An 18,178-nucleotide genomic window follows, 5' to 3' on the forward strand; every position below is an offset into this window, starting at 1 on the left:
TTGCCTGCGATGCAGGCGACTCGGTCTGTCAGTGACACCGAGGTGATGCCATCGCGGGCAAGCCCGGCTCCCACAGGGGAATAGTTAGCGGGTCGACACGGGGCGTTTCACCCACACTGGCGACAGGCTGCTGCCGGAACCGGTGACATACAGCACCGCTGCTTCACCGCGCTCCAGGGCAACCGGCTTCACATCGCCGACTTTCTTGTCACCGTCATACAACGCCAGGCTCACCTTCACCGGGTTGATCTCACGCTCGCCACGGCCTTTGGCGGCTACCGACTTGACCACGTCGGTCTTGCCGTCAGCGGTCTTGAGGGTCAGGGCCTTGTCGCTGAGGTTCTGCACGCGCACCAGGGACTTCTGCTTGTTCTTGAACGGCGGTTCTTCGATCAGCTGAGGCTGGCCGCTGCCGCTGTTGACCAGGGTGTAGTAGTGGTCGGCGGCGAGTTTGACCGGCAGGGTCTGGCTGCCAACCTTGGCGCTGTAGTCACCGCCCGGCATGAAGCTGAAGTCACTGCTGGCCAGTGGCGCAACCTCGCTGAGGTTGGTGTTGCCCACGGTGGCGCTGACTTCCTGGTTGCTGGCGTTGTAGATACGTACGAAGCTCGAACCTTTTGGCGCGGTAGGGCCGTAGAGCGCGGCATCGCCACCGGCGAAGGCGGACATCGATACGAAGCTCAGACCGGCAGCAATGGCCAGGGTTTTAGCGAGACGACGAGGAGTTGTAGTGAAAGTCATGTGAGTTACCTCTCTTTCAGTTTTGCGCCCGGTCGGGCGTCTCGGATTTTTGGTTTTTAACTGGGGTGTTCAGTGCCATGTTTTGTTGGCGTGAACCGGCTTGTTTAAGTTGCGCAACCCACGCAGGGTCGGCATCACCGATTTCGTTGTTCACAGGCAGATAGCGTTCAGGAAACTCCCAGATCAGCACCTGTGGCGGGCTGTTCTTGAAGTCGTCACTTTTCAGGTAGCTGAGCATCGGCAGGATCGGGCCGTGGCCGTCTTCTGCGTAGCTGACCACGTCGCTGCCCAGGGCTTGCTTGAGGGCACCGACGAAGTTCCAGTTGGGGTTGGCGCTGTAACTGGTGCCGACCAGTGCCACCGGGGTTTCGCTGTCGCTGAACAGCGCGTCGTCGCCTTTGGTTTCGGCCAGGTGCGTGACGCGTTTTTCCAGCGGCTCTTTAGGCGGCATCAGGTTTTCAAACAGCGGGTCCAGGGGCAGGAACAGACGCAGGTCGCCTTTGTGCGGCTCGGTCTTTTCGGCCTCGGTGACAAAGCGCTGCGGCTCGCCGCTCAGCGGGGTCTTGTCGGCAATCGCCTTGGCCAACTGCTTGGCCGCGACTTCGGCACCATCCGGCGTCCAGTGGGTGTCGGTGCGCAGGAACACTTGCTTGCCGCCCAGCTTGGCCTGTTGCAACGGGCCGAGCAGGTCGGGCGCCGGGATGTTGTCGGCGGCGACACGGGCATGGAAGTCCTGGTACAGGTTGGCGTGGATGCTCGCCGGTTTCACTTCACCCAGGTGTTCCGGGTAGAGGCGCACCTTGGCCGGCACGATCGCCATCACCAGTTGGATGCCTTGGGCCTTGAGCTTCTGGCGTACGCCTTCGACCAGCGCGTAGTTGCCTTGCAGGTTCTGGTCCTCGTTGACGGCGGGGTTGAACTCCTCGTCGCTGTACAACCAATGATCGCGGCCCAGCACCACGCCGGGGCGGCCTTCATTGAACAGCTTGTAGTCCAGCGCCGCCCAGAGGTTGGTGCCGATGCGCTTGATCGGGAACTCGTCGTCGTAGTGCGTCTCGACGGCCTTGGTCCAGCGACCATTGAGCACGGTGGCCTCGGCGTTGGTGCTGAAGCCCAGAAAGCTGCGCAGCGACCAGGCGCCGAGTGCCAGCAGCAGCACCATGAACAGGCTGATATAGAGGACGCGTAATGAACGGGTCATGGTCGGCTCCCTCAGAATTGGAAGTAAAGGAACGGCGAGAAACTCTGCGCCGACAGTTTGAGAATCGACGCCACGAACAGCAGCAGCACCGCAGCGCGCATGGCGTAGCGTGGCCAGTCAGCGGTCCAGTAGGCCGGTTGTACGGCGGCATCTTTGCCCACGGTGAAACCGGGCTCGTGGATGCTGCCTGGGTTGTCGCCCGGTACGGCCTTGATCAGGCTCGGATCGGCCGGCTTGGTTTTCTCGGTCTTCTCGGCAGGACGGTTGGTGTAGAAGTCGCGCAGGCCAAAGAACGCCAGGGTTGCGTACGCCACCACCAGGGTTGCCACTTGCAGGCCGGTCAGGTTGGCGCGGTTGAGTTCCGACAGCGACCACTCGCCAAAGCTGAACATCGCACCGTACATACGGCCGGCGACGTGCAGGTTCTCGGCGCGGAAGATTACCCAGCCCATCACCACCAGCAGGAAGGTGAAGGCCCAACGCACCGGGTTGAAGCTGCGCGGCGAAGTGTTGAGGCCGATGGCTTTTTCAATCGCCAGCCACATGCCGTGCCACGCACCCCAGACGATGTAGGTGATGTTCGCACCGTGCCACAGGCCACCGAGCAGCATGGTCAGGAACAGGTTGCGATAGGTGGTTAGCGTGCCTTTACGGTTGCCGCCCAGGGTGATGTACAGGTAGTCACGCAGCCAGGTGGACAGGCTGATGTGCCAGCGGCGCCAGAACTCGGTGATCGACTGGCTGATGTACGGCTGCTTGAAGTTTTCCATGAAGCGGAAACCCATCATCAAGCCCAGGCCGATGGCCATGTCGCTGTAGCCGGAAAAGTCGAAGTACAGCTGCGCGGTGTAGGCCAGCGCGCCGAGCCAGGCGTCGCCGGTGGTCGGGTTTTGCAGGGCGAAGCAATGGTCGGCCACCACCGCCAGGGTATCGGCGATAAACACCTTCTTGATGAAACCCTGCATGAACCGCGTGCAGCCCTCGGAGAACTTGTCGAGGGTGTGGGTGCGGTTGTTGAACTGGTCGGCCAGGTCGCGAAAACGCAGAACAGGGCCGGCAATCAAGTGCGGGAAAATCGCCACGAACGCCGCAAAGTCGATCAGGTTGCGGGTCGCCGGGGTGTCGCCACGGTACACGTCGATGATGTAGCTGATGGACTCGAAAATGTAGAACGAGATTCCGATCGGCAACAGCACGTGGGTGAGGATGAACGGCTCAAGGCCCGCCGACTTCATCATGACGTTGATGCTGTCGACGCCGAAGTTGGCGTACTTGAAGTAGCCGAGGATGCACAGGTCGACGGCCACGCCGAGCAGCAGCCAGCGTTGGGCCGGCTTGGTGCGCACGCCGGCTGCACCGACCTTGAGGCCGATCCAGTAGTTCCACAGCGTGACGGCGGCGAACAGCGCCAGGAAGTCCACTCGCCACCAGGCGTAGAACACATAGCTGGCAATCAGCAGCAGCAGGTTGCGATAGCGTTGCCCGCTCAAGTAGTACAAGCCGAGAAAGATCGGCAAGAACAGAAACAGGAACACATTGGACGAGAAAACCATCCCGATCTCTCCATGTTTAACCAACAGTCAAGGGCCGCAGCCCCCCCAAACCCCCCACGAATATCGGGGAGGGTTGTATTGCAATCTCACTGTCGAAACCGGCTTCAAATGTGGGAGGGGGCTTGCCCCCGATGGCGGTGTAACAGTCGCCATTGCTATCGGGGGCAAGCCCCCTCCCACATTTTTTATTCACCGCGTTTCGTCAGGAACCTTTGTTGCCTTTTTCGTGCGCCGGGTCGTAGACCTTGGTCAGGTCACCGCCGAGGCGGAACGTCTTGAACGGCTGCATCCCATGCTTGCGCTCCACCACATCCGGGGCGCAGGTGTAGAGGGTGCAGAAGGGTTCGAGCCAGGCGAATTTCATGTCCTGCTTCAAATCCTTCATGTCCTGCTCTTTGCCGTTCTTCTGCTCGAAGATCTCCGGGTCCTTGACCCCAGCCAGCACTTTGTCGCCCAGGCGCTTGAGCGCGCTGTTGTTTTCCTGGCGCAGGTCGACACCGTTGACCAGGGCAAAACTGGCGATCATCGACAGTGGCGGCAGGGCGTAGTTGTGGTACGACAAGGCCCGCTGCTGACGCTTCAATTCGTTGGGCAGGAAGCCCTGGTCGTCGACCTGGTTCACGCCGACTTTGTATTCCTTCACCGCCCAATCAAACAGGTCGCGACGGTTGGTGGCGATGGACGTCGCCATCACCGACCAGGCGGCCCAGTAGGAGTGGTTGTTGGTTTTTTCCAGGGGCAGGTTGTCCCAATCGCTCACCACCTGATCGGCCAGTTTGTTGAACCAGGCTTCGATCAGTTGGGCTTCCTGCGGGTGGTTGGCCAGCGGGTGCGAGTCGGAGAACTTCAGGCGCACATAGGCCGAGGCCATGCTGCCCAGCGCCCATTTGCGCATGGACTTGCCGGTGTGGTTGAAGTCCTTGGACATCAACGCGTCAGCCTTGGCCCACGACACCAGCCAGTTCAGCGTGCATTCAAGCTGCTCCGGGCGGCCGTCGCGCATGAACTGCATCACGCGCTTGCTGGTGTCTTTTTCCAGCTTGGTGATGTCGGCGGTGCTGTCACGAAAGGCCTTTTCCGACTGCACGTTCAGCGTCGAACGGGCCTTGTCGGAGCCTTCGTACTTGCTGCGAAATTGCAGCGGGCCGGTGTACGGCGTCGGCATGCTGTCGCAGTTTTCCTTGAAGTCGCCGGTCTTGAACGCTTCGATCGGTGCGAAATAGCCCTGGGGCGGCCGCAGTGGCGCGGCGGCGTTGGCTGCGCCGGCAAAGATCGCCAGGCCGAGCAACGATGGAATCAATAACTTCTGCATAAGTAACCTCATTGCCCCGTTGATGCAGTCTGTTGACCACCGGCGGCGAATACGTTGCGTGTGCAAATTTTCGCTTCGACCTTCTGCGCCGCAGCGCCCGCTTCGGGGCCCTGCACTTCCACGGCCAGCAAGTTCTGCGAGGCCCAGTCTTCATCGGTGCGCAGTTCAAAGGCGAAACGCCCGTCTGTATCGGATGTTTCGGGTTTCTCGATCTTGATGTCCTCGTGGCGCCCGTTCATGTACCAGAGGGTGGCTTGCAAGGTTTTCACCGACGGATCGGCGAAGCGGATATCAACCTGATGGTTGGCGTTGCGCAGGTCTTTGTTCGAACTGTTAACCATCAATTCGTTCTTGCCGGGTTTCAACGTCGTGCTGGCGCTCATCTGCGCGGTCTTGCCTTCGCAGCCGTTGTCCAGCAGCGACATCATCTGGCGGTAGATGGTCTCCTGGTCCAGGCGGTACAGCGGCGAGAACTCCCAGATGAGGATTTTCGGCGGGGTTTTCTGGAATTCGTCGCTGCCCAGGTACTGGATCATCGAACCTTCCAGGCCACCGCCGGGGAAGGCGACGTTGAGGATGTCGGCACCGATTTCCTGTTCCAGGAAGCCGGCGAAGTTGTAGTTCTTGCCGCTGTGGCTGGTGCCCACCAGGGTGATCTGCGGGTTGCCGGAATCGCCGAACAGGTCGCCGTCACCGGCTTCGCCCTTGGGCTCGGTGGTGAACTGGTCCATGTACTGGATCGCGTAGCTGGTGCCGCACAGCTGCCCGGCCATGTTGTGCAGGGTGCCGGTCTTGCCCATGCGCCCGGAGCGCTTGGTCTCGAATTCACGCTTGGGAATATCGGCAAACTCAGGCATGGCACGCACTTTGGCGCCGACGATCTTCGCGGTGCGCTGGGCGCCGTATGGCGTCCAGTGCTGGTCGCCACGGAAGTAGAAATCGTGGGCCGGCAGTTCATCCGGCAGTTGCTCATTGGTCAACGGCGACAGGTCCGGCACCACGTAGCCCATCTTGGCGAAACGACCGAGCATGGTTTTGTAGTTGCCCAGGGCCTTGTCGAAGTCGAACTTGGCTTTTTCTTCGGGGTTGAGCTTGTTGCGGTTAACCAGGCCACGGGTCGGCTGGTAGACCACCACCAGTTCCACGCCCTTGGCCTTGAACGCATCGTGCAGCTGTTGCATGCGCTTGTAGCCGGCGGGGCTGGTGTCGAATTCGGTGCGCAGGTCTTCCTGGGTGCGGAACAGCCAGTCGCCCTGGGCTTGTACCAGGGTGGTGAAGTTCTGCTGGTAGCGCGTGGTGTAGTTCTTTGCGTCATGGGCGGCCGGGCACAGGCTGCAGCACGGCTCGGCGGTGAAGGTCGGAGCCTTCAGCTCGTCGGCGCGTACGCCCTGGCTGGCCGCGAGCAGGCCGAGGGTCAGACCCGAGAGGCTCAGCAGTTTGATCATGTGTGGGTGCATAAGGGTCATCCTCAGTCCTGCATTTCGGTCTGGCGTTCGACAGGGTCGATCAGCACGGCTTTCTGCTGGCGCACCAGCAGGTCGAGAATTTCTTCCTGGCGCTCGCCAAGAACGCCGGAGAAGCTGATGCCGCTGGATTTGGTCGGCGCCAGCATCGACACGCGGTACAGCTCGATGCTCAGCGGCGAGTCGATGGACAGCGGCCCGCTGCCGTTACCGGCCAGCTCACCGCCGACCACGATCAGCGAGACCTTGGCGTCGAACGGGTCGAGGGCGATGTCGCGGTCGGTGTCGGTCAAATCCTTGATGTGGCCGTAGACGCCGGTCAGGCCGTTGGCCATCGAGGTGTTTTCGTACAGCTTGATGTTCACGCTGTTGCGCACCCGAATGCCGTGGCGACGGTTGCTGATCACCTTGTTGCCCCACAGCAGGTTATCGCCGCTCTCATAGAGCGTGATGCCGTCGGTGTGGTTGCGGTAGAACTCGTTGTCGGCCACCACGTTGTTGACGCTGTTACGGTCCAGTACCAGGCCCGAGAGCTTGTTGTCGTAGCTGCGGTTATTGAAGATGAAGCTGTCGTTCACTTCCCGGGAAATGATGATGCCGTGCTTCTTCTTGGTGCCGTAGACGGTGTTGTCCGCGATGATCAGGCCGTGGGAACGGTCGTGGGGGTCAATGCCGTAGACGATGTTGTCTTTGTAGGTATTGCCCTTGATCACAAAGCCTGTGGTCTCGTAGCAATAGAAGCCGTACCACATGTCCGAGAACTCGGAATCGATGATCCAGCCGGTCGGTTCCGCGCGCTTGAGCACCTTGGCCATGTTCGGCGTGTACTGGGAAATACTCACCCCGTACGACTTACTGTTGGCGTAGCCGAAGCTGGCCATCTTGGTCTTGGAGATGTAGGTCTCGGTGCCGCCCCAGGCCAGCAGGAACGGGCGGAACTCCTTGGGCGACTTGAACAGCGCCGGGCCGTTGGCCTTCTCGTCCCAGCCGGTGACTTTGGTGTCACGCACAAACAGCTGGCCGTCGTTGATCAGGAACGAACCGGCCTGCTGGGACAGGCGCAGCTCCTGGGTCTTGTTGTCGATGTCCAGGATGCCCTTGCGCCCGACCACGATCGGCAACTTGGCCAGGAACACGCCAGGCGAGGTTTCGCTGAAGTACTGCTTGGGCACTTTGCCCAGCAAGTCCTTGAGGTTCATGTAGCCGTCGTCGACAAAAATCGCCTGGGGAATGCCGTGCTGGCGCACCACCCATTCGGCCATCTTGTTGTCGCCGCCGATAAAGTCCTTGAGGGCGTCTTCCTGCATCATGCGGCGGATGCTGATTTTGCCGGGCTTGCTGCGCACGATCTTCTTTTCCATCGCGGCGGCGGTGTAGCCCGACAGGTCCGGCAGGGCCGGCTTGGCCATTTCCAGCGGCGCGGTGGGCGGGCTGGAAATGGTGTAGGTCTTGGCCTGTTGCAGTTCCTTGGCGATGGTCGGCGCCTTGGCCGGCGTGTCGGCCAGGGCCGAGGCGCTGGCCAGCAGCATGGCCGCGACGAGCAGGCTTTGAGGATTCATGGCGCAGGCTCCCATCAGAATTTCCAGACCACGTCGACAAAGGCGCGGTGCATGTAGGAGTCGACATTGCTGCCATAGGCGTCGCCCGGTTTGAACACGCCGGCACGGAAACGCACCAGGGCCGAGGGTTCGTCAACCGACTGGCTGAGCGCGGCCGGCAGCAGGCCTTTCTTGAAGTACTTGGTGACGACCAGGTCCATCTCCTGACCCAGATCTTTCTTGCCGTCGGCCAGTGGCAGGGAGGTGCTGGCGATAATGTCACCGGCGGCGTCGGTGGTGTTATCCAGCGCGGCGATGCCGTTGCTGCTCACCGGCTTGTTGCCGTCCACGCGCCAGAACTTGTGGTAGACCAGGCTGGCGTCGTAGTCCTCGCGCAGCTGCCAGGAACCGAACAGGCTCATGGACTGCATGTTGTTCATCTCGCCGCGAAACGCTTCGCCGAAGCGGTGCACGCGGGACTGGGTGCCAGTCCAGTTCGAACGGTTGCTTTGCAGGCCGTTCTGCTCGTAGTCGGCGCTGGCGCGGGCGTAGGCCGCACCCACTTGCCATTGCGGGTCGAGGCGCAGACGCACGCCGATATCGGTGGCCCAACCACTCAGGTCGTCGCTGTTCTTGGCCTGGTCGGGACGGGTGCCGTCAGACTTGAGCGCGTTGACCTTGTCGCGATCACCGCGCATGCCCGTGATGCTTGCCCAGTAGTTGACGGTGTTGGTGTTGCGCCAGTTGTAGGCGTCGCTGTTGGCTTCGATGCCGAGCCAGGTCAGGTCGCCGTTCTCGCGTTTGTCCAACGAGTCGGTCGGCTGGCCGGGTTCCGGGTAGTCGAGCTTGCCGTTGTCATGGGTGTGGTGACCGCGCAGGCCGATCCACTGGCCGGGCGTCCACTGGTAGGCGGCGTCTGCGTAGAGGTGCTGGCGGTCCTTGTCGACGGGCGCCAGTTCCTTGAGGTCGGTGCGGTATTCGCTGAAGCGTTCGGCGACGCCCACGTTGGCTTTGAGCAAAGTGGTGTCGAAGGTCCAGTTCAGCGCTTCGATGTTGGTGTCGCGCCATTGGCCGTCGTCATTGCGCAGGCGTTGGCGGCCGAGCTTGAGGATCTCGCCAGGGTAGGGCGTGAAGCCGCTGTAGCCGACCCAGAACTCGCGCATCGCCAAGTAGTTTTTCTTGGTCTTGCGGTCGTTGTTGGTGGTTTGCTGGTTTTCGTCATCGGCCGACTGTTGCAGGGTGTCGGTCTCGATGATGTCGCTGGAGGCAACCGCCTGGCCCATCGCATAAGCGCTCCAGTTGCCGCTTTCGCCGTAGATCCACGGGCGCAGGTCGATACCGACGCCGTTGACGTCGCCGCCTTTTTGCGTGCCCAGGTCGCGGTCATCTTCGGACTGGCCGGTGATTTTCACTTCCAGGCCGAAGTTCTTGGCTTCGGTCAGCGCGGCCAGGGTCGGGCACGACCACAGCAGGGCAAAGGTCAGGCCAATGCCGGCCTTGACGAATGGGTTGAGCTTCATAGGGATTCCTCGCCGTCTTCTTCTTCATCCAGGGCGTGCAGTTGCAACGAGCTCTGGGCCAGGGTGCCGCGAGTGGCCAGTTCCTGTTGCACCAGGCGTTGGCCTTGGGCGCGTTGTTCCGGCGTCAGGGGCGCTTCGAGCTGGGTGGCCAGCTCAACGGCTTCCGGGGTGTCCTGGGCTTTGGCCAATTGGCTGAAGACATAGGCGTTCAATGGGTCGGGCTTGGTGCCCTTGCCTTGGGAAAACAGTTGGGCGATGGCGAAATCGGCACTGTTCTGGCCGTTGCGCGCAGCGGTCAGCAAGTGGTCCAGGGCTCTTTGCGGGTAGACCTTGCCCAGGTAGCCACGGCGGTAGATCTGGCCGAGGTAGTAATCGGCGGCCACTTCACGGCCCACGGCTTTTTCGAAATGCGCCTCGGCGGCCTTGGCATCTGCCGGGACCCACTTGCCTTCGTAGTAGAGCTTGCCCAGGAGCAATTCGGCGCGCGGCTGGTCGGCGGCGCGGCCGTTGTCCAGGTACTTCATCATCTGGTCGACGTCGCCCAGTTCCGGGAAGTCGTAGAGCAGCTGCGCCAGGCTGACCCAGGATGCCGGGTAGCCAGGGGCGATTTTTTCCAGCAGGGCCTGGGCGGTTTTTTCGTCCGGCGTGCCGAGGGTGGCATCGCCCAGCACACGAGCGACGCTGTCGACACGCTGGGCGGTGACGGTGCCACGGCTGTAGCCGGCTTCCATCTGCTTGAGCAACTCGGCCTGTTTTTCCGGCGCGGCTTGCTTCTGATAAACCGTGGCCAGTTCGACGTAGCAGATGTCGGTGGTGTTCAGCGCGGCTTTGCAGATGCGCTCCACATCATCGAGGTGCTGGTCGTAGGTGTCCTGGGTGCGATACAGCAGCACTTGGGCCAGGCCGGCTTCCGGATAACCGGCGGCCTGCCATTTACTGATCTGCTGCTGGGCGTTCACATTCGGGAAGCTGTGCGGGTATTGCAGGTACAGCATCGCCAGCGGAATCAGGGTATTGCCTTCGCCATTGGCAAAGGCTTTTTTCAGCAGACCTTCGGCTTCATGGTGCTCGGCTTCGGTGGCGCCAGGCTTGGCCACCAGCAGGCGGCCGAGGCGCGCCTGGGCGCGCGGCGAGGTGTCCGCCGCGGCACGGTAAGTGGCTTCGGCCTGTTTGATTTGCGCCGGATCGCGGGTGCCTACCTGGATATCGGCCAGGCCCACTTGGGCCTCGCTGTAACCCAGGTCTGCCAGTTGCTGGTAATTCTGCTGCGCGGTGGCCGTGTCGCCACGCTTGAGCGCTTCATTGGCCAGGCGTTGGTCGGGCAGGCCGGCGCAACCGGCGAGGCTGACCGCAAGGGCCAGCGCGCAATAGGCCGAGGCGAAGTGCGATCTGCTTTGTGAGGGAGCTGGCTTGCCTGCGATGGTATCGGCGCGGTGCAACTGATGTACCGAGTCGCCTGCATCGCGGGCAAGCCCGGCGCCCACATGGGTCGGTGTTGTTATTGAGATAGGGTTCACAGGCATGTCCTCGCTTACAGACCGTGCGCCATGGCTTTATCGATCAGCCAGTTCAGCGATGGGCCACGGTCGCTGGTGACTTCCACCGGGCGGCCGGCGAAGGCGCTGTCCAGTGGTGCATCAGGCTTGATCTGGACGCGGATGTCGGAGGACAGGTCGGCGCTGTTCAGGCTGGTGCTGCTGACGATGGTGCCGGTGCGCACCTGGTCTTCGTCGGCGACCTGGAAGCTCACTGGCGTACCTGGGCGCACGTCGCCGAACTGGCGATAAGTGAAGCGTGCTTCCACATTGGCCGGGGCGCCGCGTGGCACCAGTTGGAAGATCACATCGCCTTTGCTGGCGTACTGACCGTCGGCGACCATTTGCTGGGCGACCACGCAATCACACGGCGAAGTCAGAGTGCCGGTCATTTGCTTGCCGAACAGCTCTTCGACCTTGGCCGGTTGCAGTTGGTCTTCGTCCAAGTGGCCCTTGAGCACGTCCAGCATGCTGGTGCTGAAGGTCGCCAGTGGCGCGCCTTTGGCGGCAATCGCGTCACCTTTGAGCAGGCTTTGCACGGTGCCGTCGCGCGGCATGGTCACGTTCATGCCGGGCACGCTCACCAGGCCGGCCTGGGCGTGGCTGACGAAGTACATGCCGTACACCGACTTGAAGACAAACCCGAACGCCGCCAGACCAACGATGAAGATACCGGCGCTGAACACCACGGCGCGCAGGCGACCGAACGCGGTCATGCCGCTGCCGCTGTCCTTGACCTTGCGTGCCTTGGTGAAGTTGTCGCGTTGCAGGGTCGCCAGCACGTCGCCCATGGACACGATGTCGCCGGACAAGTGCGACGTGATCAGGTGGCGCAGGGTCGAGATATCCTGTGGCTCCAGGTTCTGGAACTGGCAACCGGTGCGGCCGCTCTGGCGGTCGTAGGAGCGAATCTGCAACTCGACGTCCATCGCCAGGCCGAGGTTATCGATCACGAACTGCAGGCGGCCCTTGTGCACTTCGCCAACGTTCAGCGGTTGGGTCGCAGTGAATGCCAGGCCGCCGGCGGAGAGGTCGATCACCCGCGCTTCGGTGGGTTTGCCGTCATTGCCGAAAAAGCGCAGTTTGGCCGGGATTTTGACCCGTGCGTGTTGGCGCTGGGCTTCGGATTCGTGGACAACGTTGACGTTTGCTTGGCTATTCATCAGGTGTATTCCTAAGTTAATTCAGGCTTGGCAGGTTCAGACCATCATCAGCAAAACGGCGACGAAGATGCTGCCGGCGGAGAAGGTCATGGTCCGAGACGACCAGGTGTTGAACCAACGTTGAAAGCTGGCCAAATCGCGGGTCAGTTTGGTGTCCTGGCGGGTCCAGGACTGTTGATCAAGGCGGAAGAACACGTAGATCTTCACCAGCGCGCCCATGATCTGGTTGTAATAGAGAATCGCCGGGTAAGCCGGGCCGATCTTGTGGCCGGAGCACGACAGCAGCAGCGTGAGGATCAGGCGGGTGATGCCGATCCACAGCAGGTACGCGAGGATGAACGCGCCGCCGTATTTGAAGGTGGCGATGATCGCCACGGTCAGGCCGAGCAGGGAGGTCCACATCGACACGCGCTGGTCGAACAGCACCACGCTGGTGAACAGACCGAGGCGGCGTACGCCCAGGCCCAGGGCGCGGGAGTTCTGGCGCAGGTTGTTGCCGTACCAGCGGAACATCAGCTTGCGGCTGGCCTTGATAAAGCTCTTTTCCGGCGGGTGTTCCACGGTGTTGATCGCGGCGTCCGGCACGTAGAAGGTGTCGTAGCCCAGGCGCATCAGACTGAACCAGCTGGACTTGTCGTCGCCGGTGAGAAACTTGAAGCGGCCCAGGCGCCAGTGTTGCAGCGAGTCACTTTCCACGTCGGCGATAAAGCCCGGGTCGGTCACGACGCTGGCACGGAACACCGACATGCGCCCGGTCATGGTCAGCACGCGCTTGGACAGGGCCATGGAGCACATGTTGATGTGGCGCTGGGCGAAGCGCAGTTTGTGCCACTCGCTCATGATGTAGCCGCCGCGCACTTCACAGAACTCGTTGGTGGTCAGGCCGCCGACATTGCCGAACAGCTGGAACCACGGCACGGTCTTGCGTACGACGCCTTCGGCGAGCACGGTGTCGCCATCGATCACCGCCACGACGGCGCGGTCGTCCGGCAGGTGGCGGGAGATAGCGCGGAAACCGAAGGCCAGGCCGTCACGCTTGCCGGTGCCGGCGATGCGCACGAAGTCGAGCTTGACGTGGTCCGGCGGGTTCATCTTTTCCCAGAGGCTCTTGACCAGCAGCTCATCGGACATTTCCACCAGGGAGCAGACCACGGTGGTGGGGAAGCCGCATTCGATGGCCTCGCGGATCACCGAGCTGTAGACCTGCGCGGTGGTCAGCGCATCGATCCGGAAACTGGTAACCATCAGGAACACATGGGATGGGTCGGCGGCCTTGCCCAGCTTGCGCACTTTACGGCGCAGGTGCGGGTAGACCACGTACAAAAACAGCATGCCGCGAAAGAAATGCGTAGCACCCATCGAGTAGCGCCAGATACCGACGGCGCCAATCAGGAAAATAAAATTCTTCGACTCGGAGTCGAACGTACTCGCCGGCAACAGCAGGGCGAGACCCATCAGCAGGCTCAGAAAGAACAGCCAGCCGGCGGATTGGAGCAGTACGTGTTTTAACTTGGACATAAGCGTCATCCGAAGGTGAAGAAGGCTCCGGCTGCACCTGCTGGGGATCAGGACAGGTGCAGCGCGGAACTTGCCGTTGCTGTTACCAGCAAATGCCTTCGGTGCGACCGGTCGTGCAGGTCGCCTTGGACATGAAGCCCACCAGGTCGATCACTTGCTTGCCGTGCGGTGCGTTCTGCGCCAGGGCGCGGAATTTCTCGTCACGGTTGCCCAGGATGATCACGTCGGAGTTGTTGATCACGTCGTCGAAGTCCGAGTTGAGCAGGGACGACACGTGCGGGATCTTGCCTTCGATGTAGTCCTTGTTCGCACCGTGGACACGGGCGTACTCGACGTTGCTGTCGTAGATGCTCAGGTCGTAGCCCTTGCCGATCAGCATTTCCGCGAGTTCTACCAGCGGGCTTTCACGCAGGTCGTCGGTGCCGGCCTTGAAGCTCAGGCCCAGCAGGGCGACTTTGCGCTTGTCGTGGCTGGAAACGATGTCGAAGGCGTTCTGCACCTGGGACTCGTTGCTGCGCATCAGCGAGTTGAGCAACGGCGCTTCCACGTCCAGGGAGCTGGCGCGGTAGGTCAGGGCACGCACGTCTTTTGGCAGGCACGAGCCGCCGAACGCGAAGCCTGGGCGCATGTAGTACTGGGACAGGTTGAGGGTCTTGTCCTGGCAGACTACTTCCATCACTTCACGACCATCGACGCCGACGGCCTTGGCGATGTTGCCGATCTCGTTGGCGAAGGTCACCTTGGTGGCGTGCCACACGTTGCAGGTGTACTTGATCATTTCGGCAACGGCGATGTCCTTGCGGATGATCGGCGCGTCGAGTTCTTCGTACAGCGACTGCAGGACATCGCCGGAGGCTTTGTCGAACTCGCCGATGACGGTCATCGGTGGCAGGTCGTAGTCGGCGATGGCGGTGGATTCACGCAGGAATTCCGGGTTGACCGCGACACCGAAGTCGACGCCGGCTTTCTTGCCGGAGCAGTCTTCGAGAATCGGGATGACCACGTTGGCCACGGTGCCCGGCAGCACGGTGCTGCGCACCACTACGGTGTGGCGGGTGGCTTTGTCACGCAGGACAAAACCGATTTCGCGGCACACGGCTTCGATGTAGTCGAGTTCCAGGTCGCCGTTTTTCTTGCTCGGCGTGCCGACGCAAATCATCGACAGGTCGGTATCGCGGATGGCTTCGGCGAAGTTGGTGGTGCCGCGCAGTCGACCGGTTTCGATACCCTGGCTCAACAGCTCGCCCAGACCCGGTTCAACGATTGGCGATTTGCCAGCGTTGATAAGGTCGATCTTATCCTTGGAGATGTCTACGCCGACCACTTCGTGGCCACGGGCAGACAGGCAACCGGCACACACTGCGCCAACGTAACCTAGACCAAATATGCTGATGCGCATCGCATTTACCTCTTTGTCATTCAAGACTGTGTTAAACATGCCAATTAATGGCCGGAGTTCATGTTTGCAAGCGTCACTGATGCCACGAAAGTTGGGCGAATAGACGCCGACTTACCGCGTACAGGCATGTTAAATAGTGAGTGGCTAACTAGTGCACTCAAGTTGTGCGCAACGTGGCCTTGTTGTTGGGACCTGCCCTCAAATGCAGCCGGCCTTCCTGGGAGAAGGGCCTGGCGCCAGTGCCGCAGGGCTTTGATAGAGGCTGCAAACCTTTAAATATCAATGCCTTGGGTTGACTCACTGACCATTAGGGGAGGTTTGGCCCTGGCCTTATAGGGAGAAGCAAATCATCCTTGTCGCCGCTCTTGATTAATCGGTTGGCAATATGACCAATGAGTCAAAGTTCAATGTGACAACTTCGCTACTTCCGTTGATCGCCATGTAAGTCATCTCTTACAGAATCAGAGAATTTCGTTACCGGTGGTATGAGCCGTGCTTTTGGACGAAGTTCCAGACCGCCTATCCTGAGCGTGGAAATTTCTTGAAATATTAACCGAGATGGCACTGGTACTATATTGATAGCACTTGCTATTTGAGCCAGTAGTTACAGGGAGTTGGCGCGGTGGGATAGTTTTGTGCCACTAGTGTTTAAAAAAAGTGGTGCCACTACGAAAAAAAATTGGAAATGTCGAGTGAAATAAATGTTAGGGATGTGTATGGATTTTTTTTGACGCCATAAATTTGACGATTCATGGTGTGAAATGCGGACAAAAATGTGGGAGGGGGCGTGCCCCCGATGGCAGTGGATCAGCCAAGTTATCTCTGGCTGACACACCGCTATCGGGGGCAAGCCCCCTCCCACATTTGGATCTCATTGTTTGAAAGAAGGCTGCGAGGCCTTATTCCGGTGCGTGATCGCGCAAAAACACCAGGTTGTCCGGATTGGACTGCTCCGCATTAAAGCGATAGCCCTGCACATCGAACTGCTTGAGCTTGGCCGGATCGTTGATGCGCTCTTCAATCACGAAGCGGCTCATCATGCCCCGGGCTTTTTTCGCGTAGAAACTGATGATTTTGTACTGGCCGTTCTTGAAGTCCCTGAACTCGGTATTGATGATCCGTGCCTTCAGGGCCGTGCGCTTGACCGCCGAGAAGTATTCGTTGGATGCCAGGTTGAGCAGTACATCATCGCCTTGCTCGGCCAGGGCTTCGTTGAGCCATTCGCTGATGCGCGTGCCCCAGAATGCGTACAGGTCCTTGCCACGGGCGTTGGCCAGTTTGGTGCCCATCTCCAGGCGGTACGGCATCATCAGGTCCAGCGGGCGCAGCAGGCCGTAGAGGCCCGAGAGCATGCGCAGATGGTCTTGTGCGTAGCTGAAGTCGGCATCGCTGAACGTCTCGGCATTGAGGCCGGTATATACGTCGCCCTTGAACGCCAGCAGCGCCTGCTTGGCGTTGTCCGGAGTGAAGGCCGGCGTCCAGCTGCCGAAACGTGCGGCGTTGAGGCCGCCGATTTTGTCGGAAACGTGCATCAGCTCACTGATTTGCGCCGGGCTCAGCTCGCGCAATTGTTCGATCAGCTCCTGGGAGTGGTCGAGGTATTGCGGCTGGGTGAAGCGTGGGGTCGCCGGTTTTGACTCGAAATCGAGGGTCTTGGCGGGGGAAATCACCGTCAGCATGAAGTCGTCTCCTGTAATCGTGGGGGGATTCTAGGGGCTGGGGCGGTTTGACTCCACCTATGATGCCGATAGGCGCGATCCGCTATAGTGGCCGACGACTCTGGAGAGGGAGACCCTGTGTGCGAAAAGCACTGTTATTGGCCGCGTGCCTGTTAAGCCTGAACGCCCATGCGGCGTCGATGGACGTCGCCAGCCTGGACCGTGGCACCTGGCCCGAAAAACTCAGCAGCCCTGCGCTGTTCGACGTCGCCTCGCGCGCCGAAATCCTGATGTTCGCCCGCAGCCTGCTGGCCAGTGAGTCCTTGGGCGACGCAGCGCTCAAACAGCGCCTGGGCCTGAAGATCATCAACCAGGCCGCCATCGACGACCTGCGCCGCCAGCTCTGGCAACGCTTGCTGGAAAACTACACCGTCGCCCAACAGAGCTGCGAGGTGGATGCCTCGTTCTGCTACCTGGTGGAAAACATGGACGACCTGCGCGAACAGGCCGGCAAGTTCGAAGTCAGCGAAGACTCCTTCTATATAGGCTGGTCCGCCCCCAGCCATACCTTCCACGAACGCTACCTGGACGAACTTCTGCGCAAAGCCGCGTTGTTCCCGCAGATCAGCAGCGAAGTCGCGCGGTTCGGCGACCATGAACGTAACGGTGACGAGTTCAACGACCGTCTGTTCCTGCTGACCTTCGACGGCGGCCCGGCGCCGGTCAGTGGCAATACCGACTGGCTCGCCGACTACCTGCGCAAGCAGAAGATGAACGCCACCTTCTTTGCCCTCGGCAGCAGCCTGCAAACCCGCGTAGAGCGCAGTTCCGCCGCTGAGGTGGAGGCGTTGTACCAGGGCCAGTGCGTCGGCACCCAGGGCTGGCAGTACCGGTCCCATAGCCATTGGGTCGACTGGCAAAGCTCCATCACCCGCAGTGCCGCGCTGGTGCAGAACCTGATGCCGGAAAACTATGTGCCGCTGTTCCGCCCGCCCTATGGGCAGCGTCGTGCGGACAGCCAGGGTTTCTTTCAGTCCCAGGGTTTGCAGGTGGCGTTGTGGGACATCGATTCCCAGGACGAGCCGGGCAAGCTCAAGGCCGATGAGTCGATGCAGCGCGTGCTCACGCTGATGCTGCTGTGGCGCAAAGGGGTGATTGTGTTCCACGACACCCAGGACAAGGCGCGGGTGGCATTGCCTCTGTTGCTACAGGCAACGGCGCAAAGTGGCTTGGGTTGGCAGGACTGCCGGGAAGCCTTTCGTTAAAAAGATGATGTGCCCGCCCCTGTTGGGCTTAAGGCGAAATGGGGGTGATTTTGTGCGACGTTTCGAGGCAGGCGGACTTCCGACTTTAACGGGGTGCATGGCACTCGGCTAGTGCTATTCGTCATCCTGAAAAATAAACTTCAAAAAAGCGTCAAAGTGCTTTTTTCTGTCATGGGTTTTGCGGTATTACGAAGTCAGATCGCCGAAACCTGCACCACAGGTGGCGTCTTCCAAGACTCCTTTTGCGGTGTGTTCGGCGGTCAATCGAGGCGCAGCACTGTCGTGGTATTGCGTCGACTGGCTCCCACAAAG

13 protein-coding genes are annotated in these 18,178 nt (G+C 60.7%); 1 reads left to right on the forward strand and 12 read right to left on the reverse strand.

Annotated features, from left to right (window positions below):
- Positions 1–84: 84 nt before the first annotated feature.
- The 12 genes from NDJ82_RS20795 to yaaA all read right to left on the reverse strand — a co-directional run bounded on the left by NDJ82_RS20795 (position 85) and on the right by yaaA (position 16,622).
- On the reverse strand, positions 85–741 hold the full coding sequence (locus tag NDJ82_RS20795; protein ID WP_099584941.1) for an alginate O-acetyltransferase AlgF: 657 nt from the start codon (positions 739–741) through the stop codon (positions 85–87).
- 16 nt (positions 742–757) lie between these two features.
- Positions 758–1,942 (reverse strand): alginate O-acetyltransferase, encoded by a 1,185-nt coding sequence (locus NDJ82_RS20800; RefSeq protein ID WP_099584942.1) that lies wholly within the window; start codon positions 1,940–1,942, stop codon positions 758–760.
- Positions 1,943–1,953: 11 nt separating this feature from the next.
- Positions 1,954–3,495, reverse strand: a complete 1,542-nt coding sequence (locus NDJ82_RS20805; protein WP_250926206.1) for an MBOAT family O-acyltransferase — start codon at positions 3,493–3,495, stop codon at positions 1,954–1,956.
- Positions 3,496–3,697: 202 nt separating this feature from the next.
- On the reverse strand, positions 3,698–4,807 hold the full coding sequence (locus NDJ82_RS20810) for a mannuronate-specific alginate lyase (protein ID WP_250926207.1): 1,110 nt from the start codon (positions 4,805–4,807) through the stop codon (positions 3,698–3,700).
- A gap of 8 nt (positions 4,808–4,815) precedes the next feature.
- On the reverse strand, positions 4,816–6,264 hold the full coding sequence (locus NDJ82_RS20815; protein WP_112196908.1) for an alginate O-acetyltransferase: 1,449 nt from the start codon (positions 6,262–6,264) through the stop codon (positions 4,816–4,818).
- An 11-nt stretch (positions 6,265–6,275) separates the two neighbouring features.
- Positions 6,276–7,844 (reverse strand): mannuronan 5-epimerase AlgG, encoded by a 1,569-nt coding sequence (gene algG, locus NDJ82_RS20820; RefSeq protein ID WP_099584945.1) that lies wholly within the window; start codon positions 7,842–7,844, stop codon positions 6,276–6,278.
- Positions 7,844–9,328, reverse strand: a complete 1,485-nt coding sequence (locus NDJ82_RS20825; RefSeq protein ID WP_099584946.1) for an alginate export family protein — start codon at positions 9,326–9,328, stop codon at positions 7,844–7,846. Before NDJ82_RS20825 ends, algG begins: the two co-directional genes overlap by 1 nt.
- Positions 9,325–10,749 (reverse strand): alginate biosynthesis TPR repeat lipoprotein AlgK, encoded by a 1,425-nt coding sequence (gene algK, locus NDJ82_RS20830; protein ID WP_250926240.1) that lies wholly within the window; start codon positions 10,747–10,749, stop codon positions 9,325–9,327. The genes NDJ82_RS20825 and algK overlap by 4 nt, the downstream gene beginning before the upstream one ends.
- A gap of 110 nt (positions 10,750–10,859) precedes the next feature.
- Positions 10,860–12,026, reverse strand: coding sequence for an alginate biosynthesis protein Alg44 (locus tag NDJ82_RS20835; protein ID WP_112193564.1), 1,167 nt, complete (start codon positions 12,024–12,026; stop codon positions 10,860–10,862).
- A gap of 36 nt (positions 12,027–12,062) precedes the next feature.
- The gene (gene alg8 / locus NDJ82_RS20840; protein WP_160385045.1) at positions 12,063–13,544 is read right to left on the reverse strand and encodes a mannuronan synthase; all 1,482 of its coding nucleotides are present in this window, start codon (positions 13,542–13,544) and stop codon (positions 12,063–12,065) included.
- 82 nt (positions 13,545–13,626) lie between these two features.
- Entirely contained in the window at positions 13,627–14,943 is a 1,317-nt protein-coding gene (locus NDJ82_RS20845) for a nucleotide sugar dehydrogenase (RefSeq protein WP_099584949.1), read from the reverse strand.
- 899 nt (positions 14,944–15,842) lie between these two features.
- Positions 15,843–16,622: a peroxide stress protein YaaA gene (yaaA, locus tag NDJ82_RS20850; protein WP_250926208.1), complete on the reverse strand. Its 780-nt coding sequence runs from the start codon at positions 16,620–16,622 to the stop codon at positions 15,843–15,845.
- Between the two features lie 119 nt (positions 16,623–16,741).
- Here yaaA and NDJ82_RS20855 point away from each other — a divergent pair, with 119 nt between their 5' ends.
- Positions 16,742–17,866 carry a polysaccharide deacetylase family protein gene (locus NDJ82_RS20855; RefSeq protein WP_250926209.1) on the forward strand — a complete coding sequence of 375 codons (1,125 nt, stop codon included), beginning with the start codon at positions 16,742–16,744 and terminating at the stop codon, positions 17,864–17,866.
- The last annotated feature ends 312 nt before the right edge of the window (positions 17,867–18,178 follow it).

The organism is Pseudomonas sp. SR18 (assembly GCF_023701505.1).
Classification (GTDB): domain Bacteria; phylum Pseudomonadota; class Gammaproteobacteria; order Pseudomonadales; family Pseudomonadaceae; genus Aquipseudomonas; species Aquipseudomonas cyclaminis.

Coding starts and splice junctions, on each gene's coding strand:
- NDJ82_RS20795 (WP_099584941.1), bottom strand. CDS start 741: ATGACTTTCACTACAACTCCTCGTCGTCTCGCTAAAACCCTGGCCATT.
- NDJ82_RS20800 (WP_099584942.1), bottom strand. CDS start 1,942: ATGACCCGTTCATTACGCGTCCTCTATATCAGCCTGTTCATGGTGCTG.
- NDJ82_RS20805 (WP_250926206.1), bottom strand. CDS start 3,495: ATGGTTTTCTCGTCCAATGTGTTCCTGTTTCTGTTCTTGCCGATCTTT.
- NDJ82_RS20810 (WP_250926207.1), bottom strand. CDS start 4,807: ATGCAGAAGTTATTGATTCCATCGTTGCTCGGCCTGGCGATCTTTGCC.
- NDJ82_RS20815 (WP_112196908.1), bottom strand. CDS start 6,264: ATGCACCCACACATGATCAAACTGCTGAGCCTCTCGGGTCTGACCCTC.
- algG (WP_099584945.1), bottom strand. CDS start 7,844: ATGGGAGCCTGCGCCATGAATCCTCAAAGCCTGCTCGTCGCGGCCATG.
- NDJ82_RS20825 (WP_099584946.1), bottom strand. CDS start 9,328: ATGAAGCTCAACCCATTCGTCAAGGCCGGCATTGGCCTGACCTTTGCC.
- NDJ82_RS20835 (WP_112193564.1), bottom strand. CDS start 12,026: ATGAATAGCCAAGCAAACGTCAACGTTGTCCACGAATCCGAAGCCCAG.
- alg8 (WP_160385045.1), bottom strand. CDS start 13,544: ATGTCCAAGTTAAAACACGTACTGCTCCAATCCGCCGGCTGGCTGTTC.
- NDJ82_RS20845 (WP_099584949.1), bottom strand. CDS start 14,943: ATGCGCATCAGCATATTTGGTCTAGGTTACGTTGGCGCAGTGTGTGCC.
- yaaA (WP_250926208.1), bottom strand. CDS start 16,622: ATGCTGACGGTGATTTCCCCCGCCAAGACCCTCGATTTCGAGTCAAAA.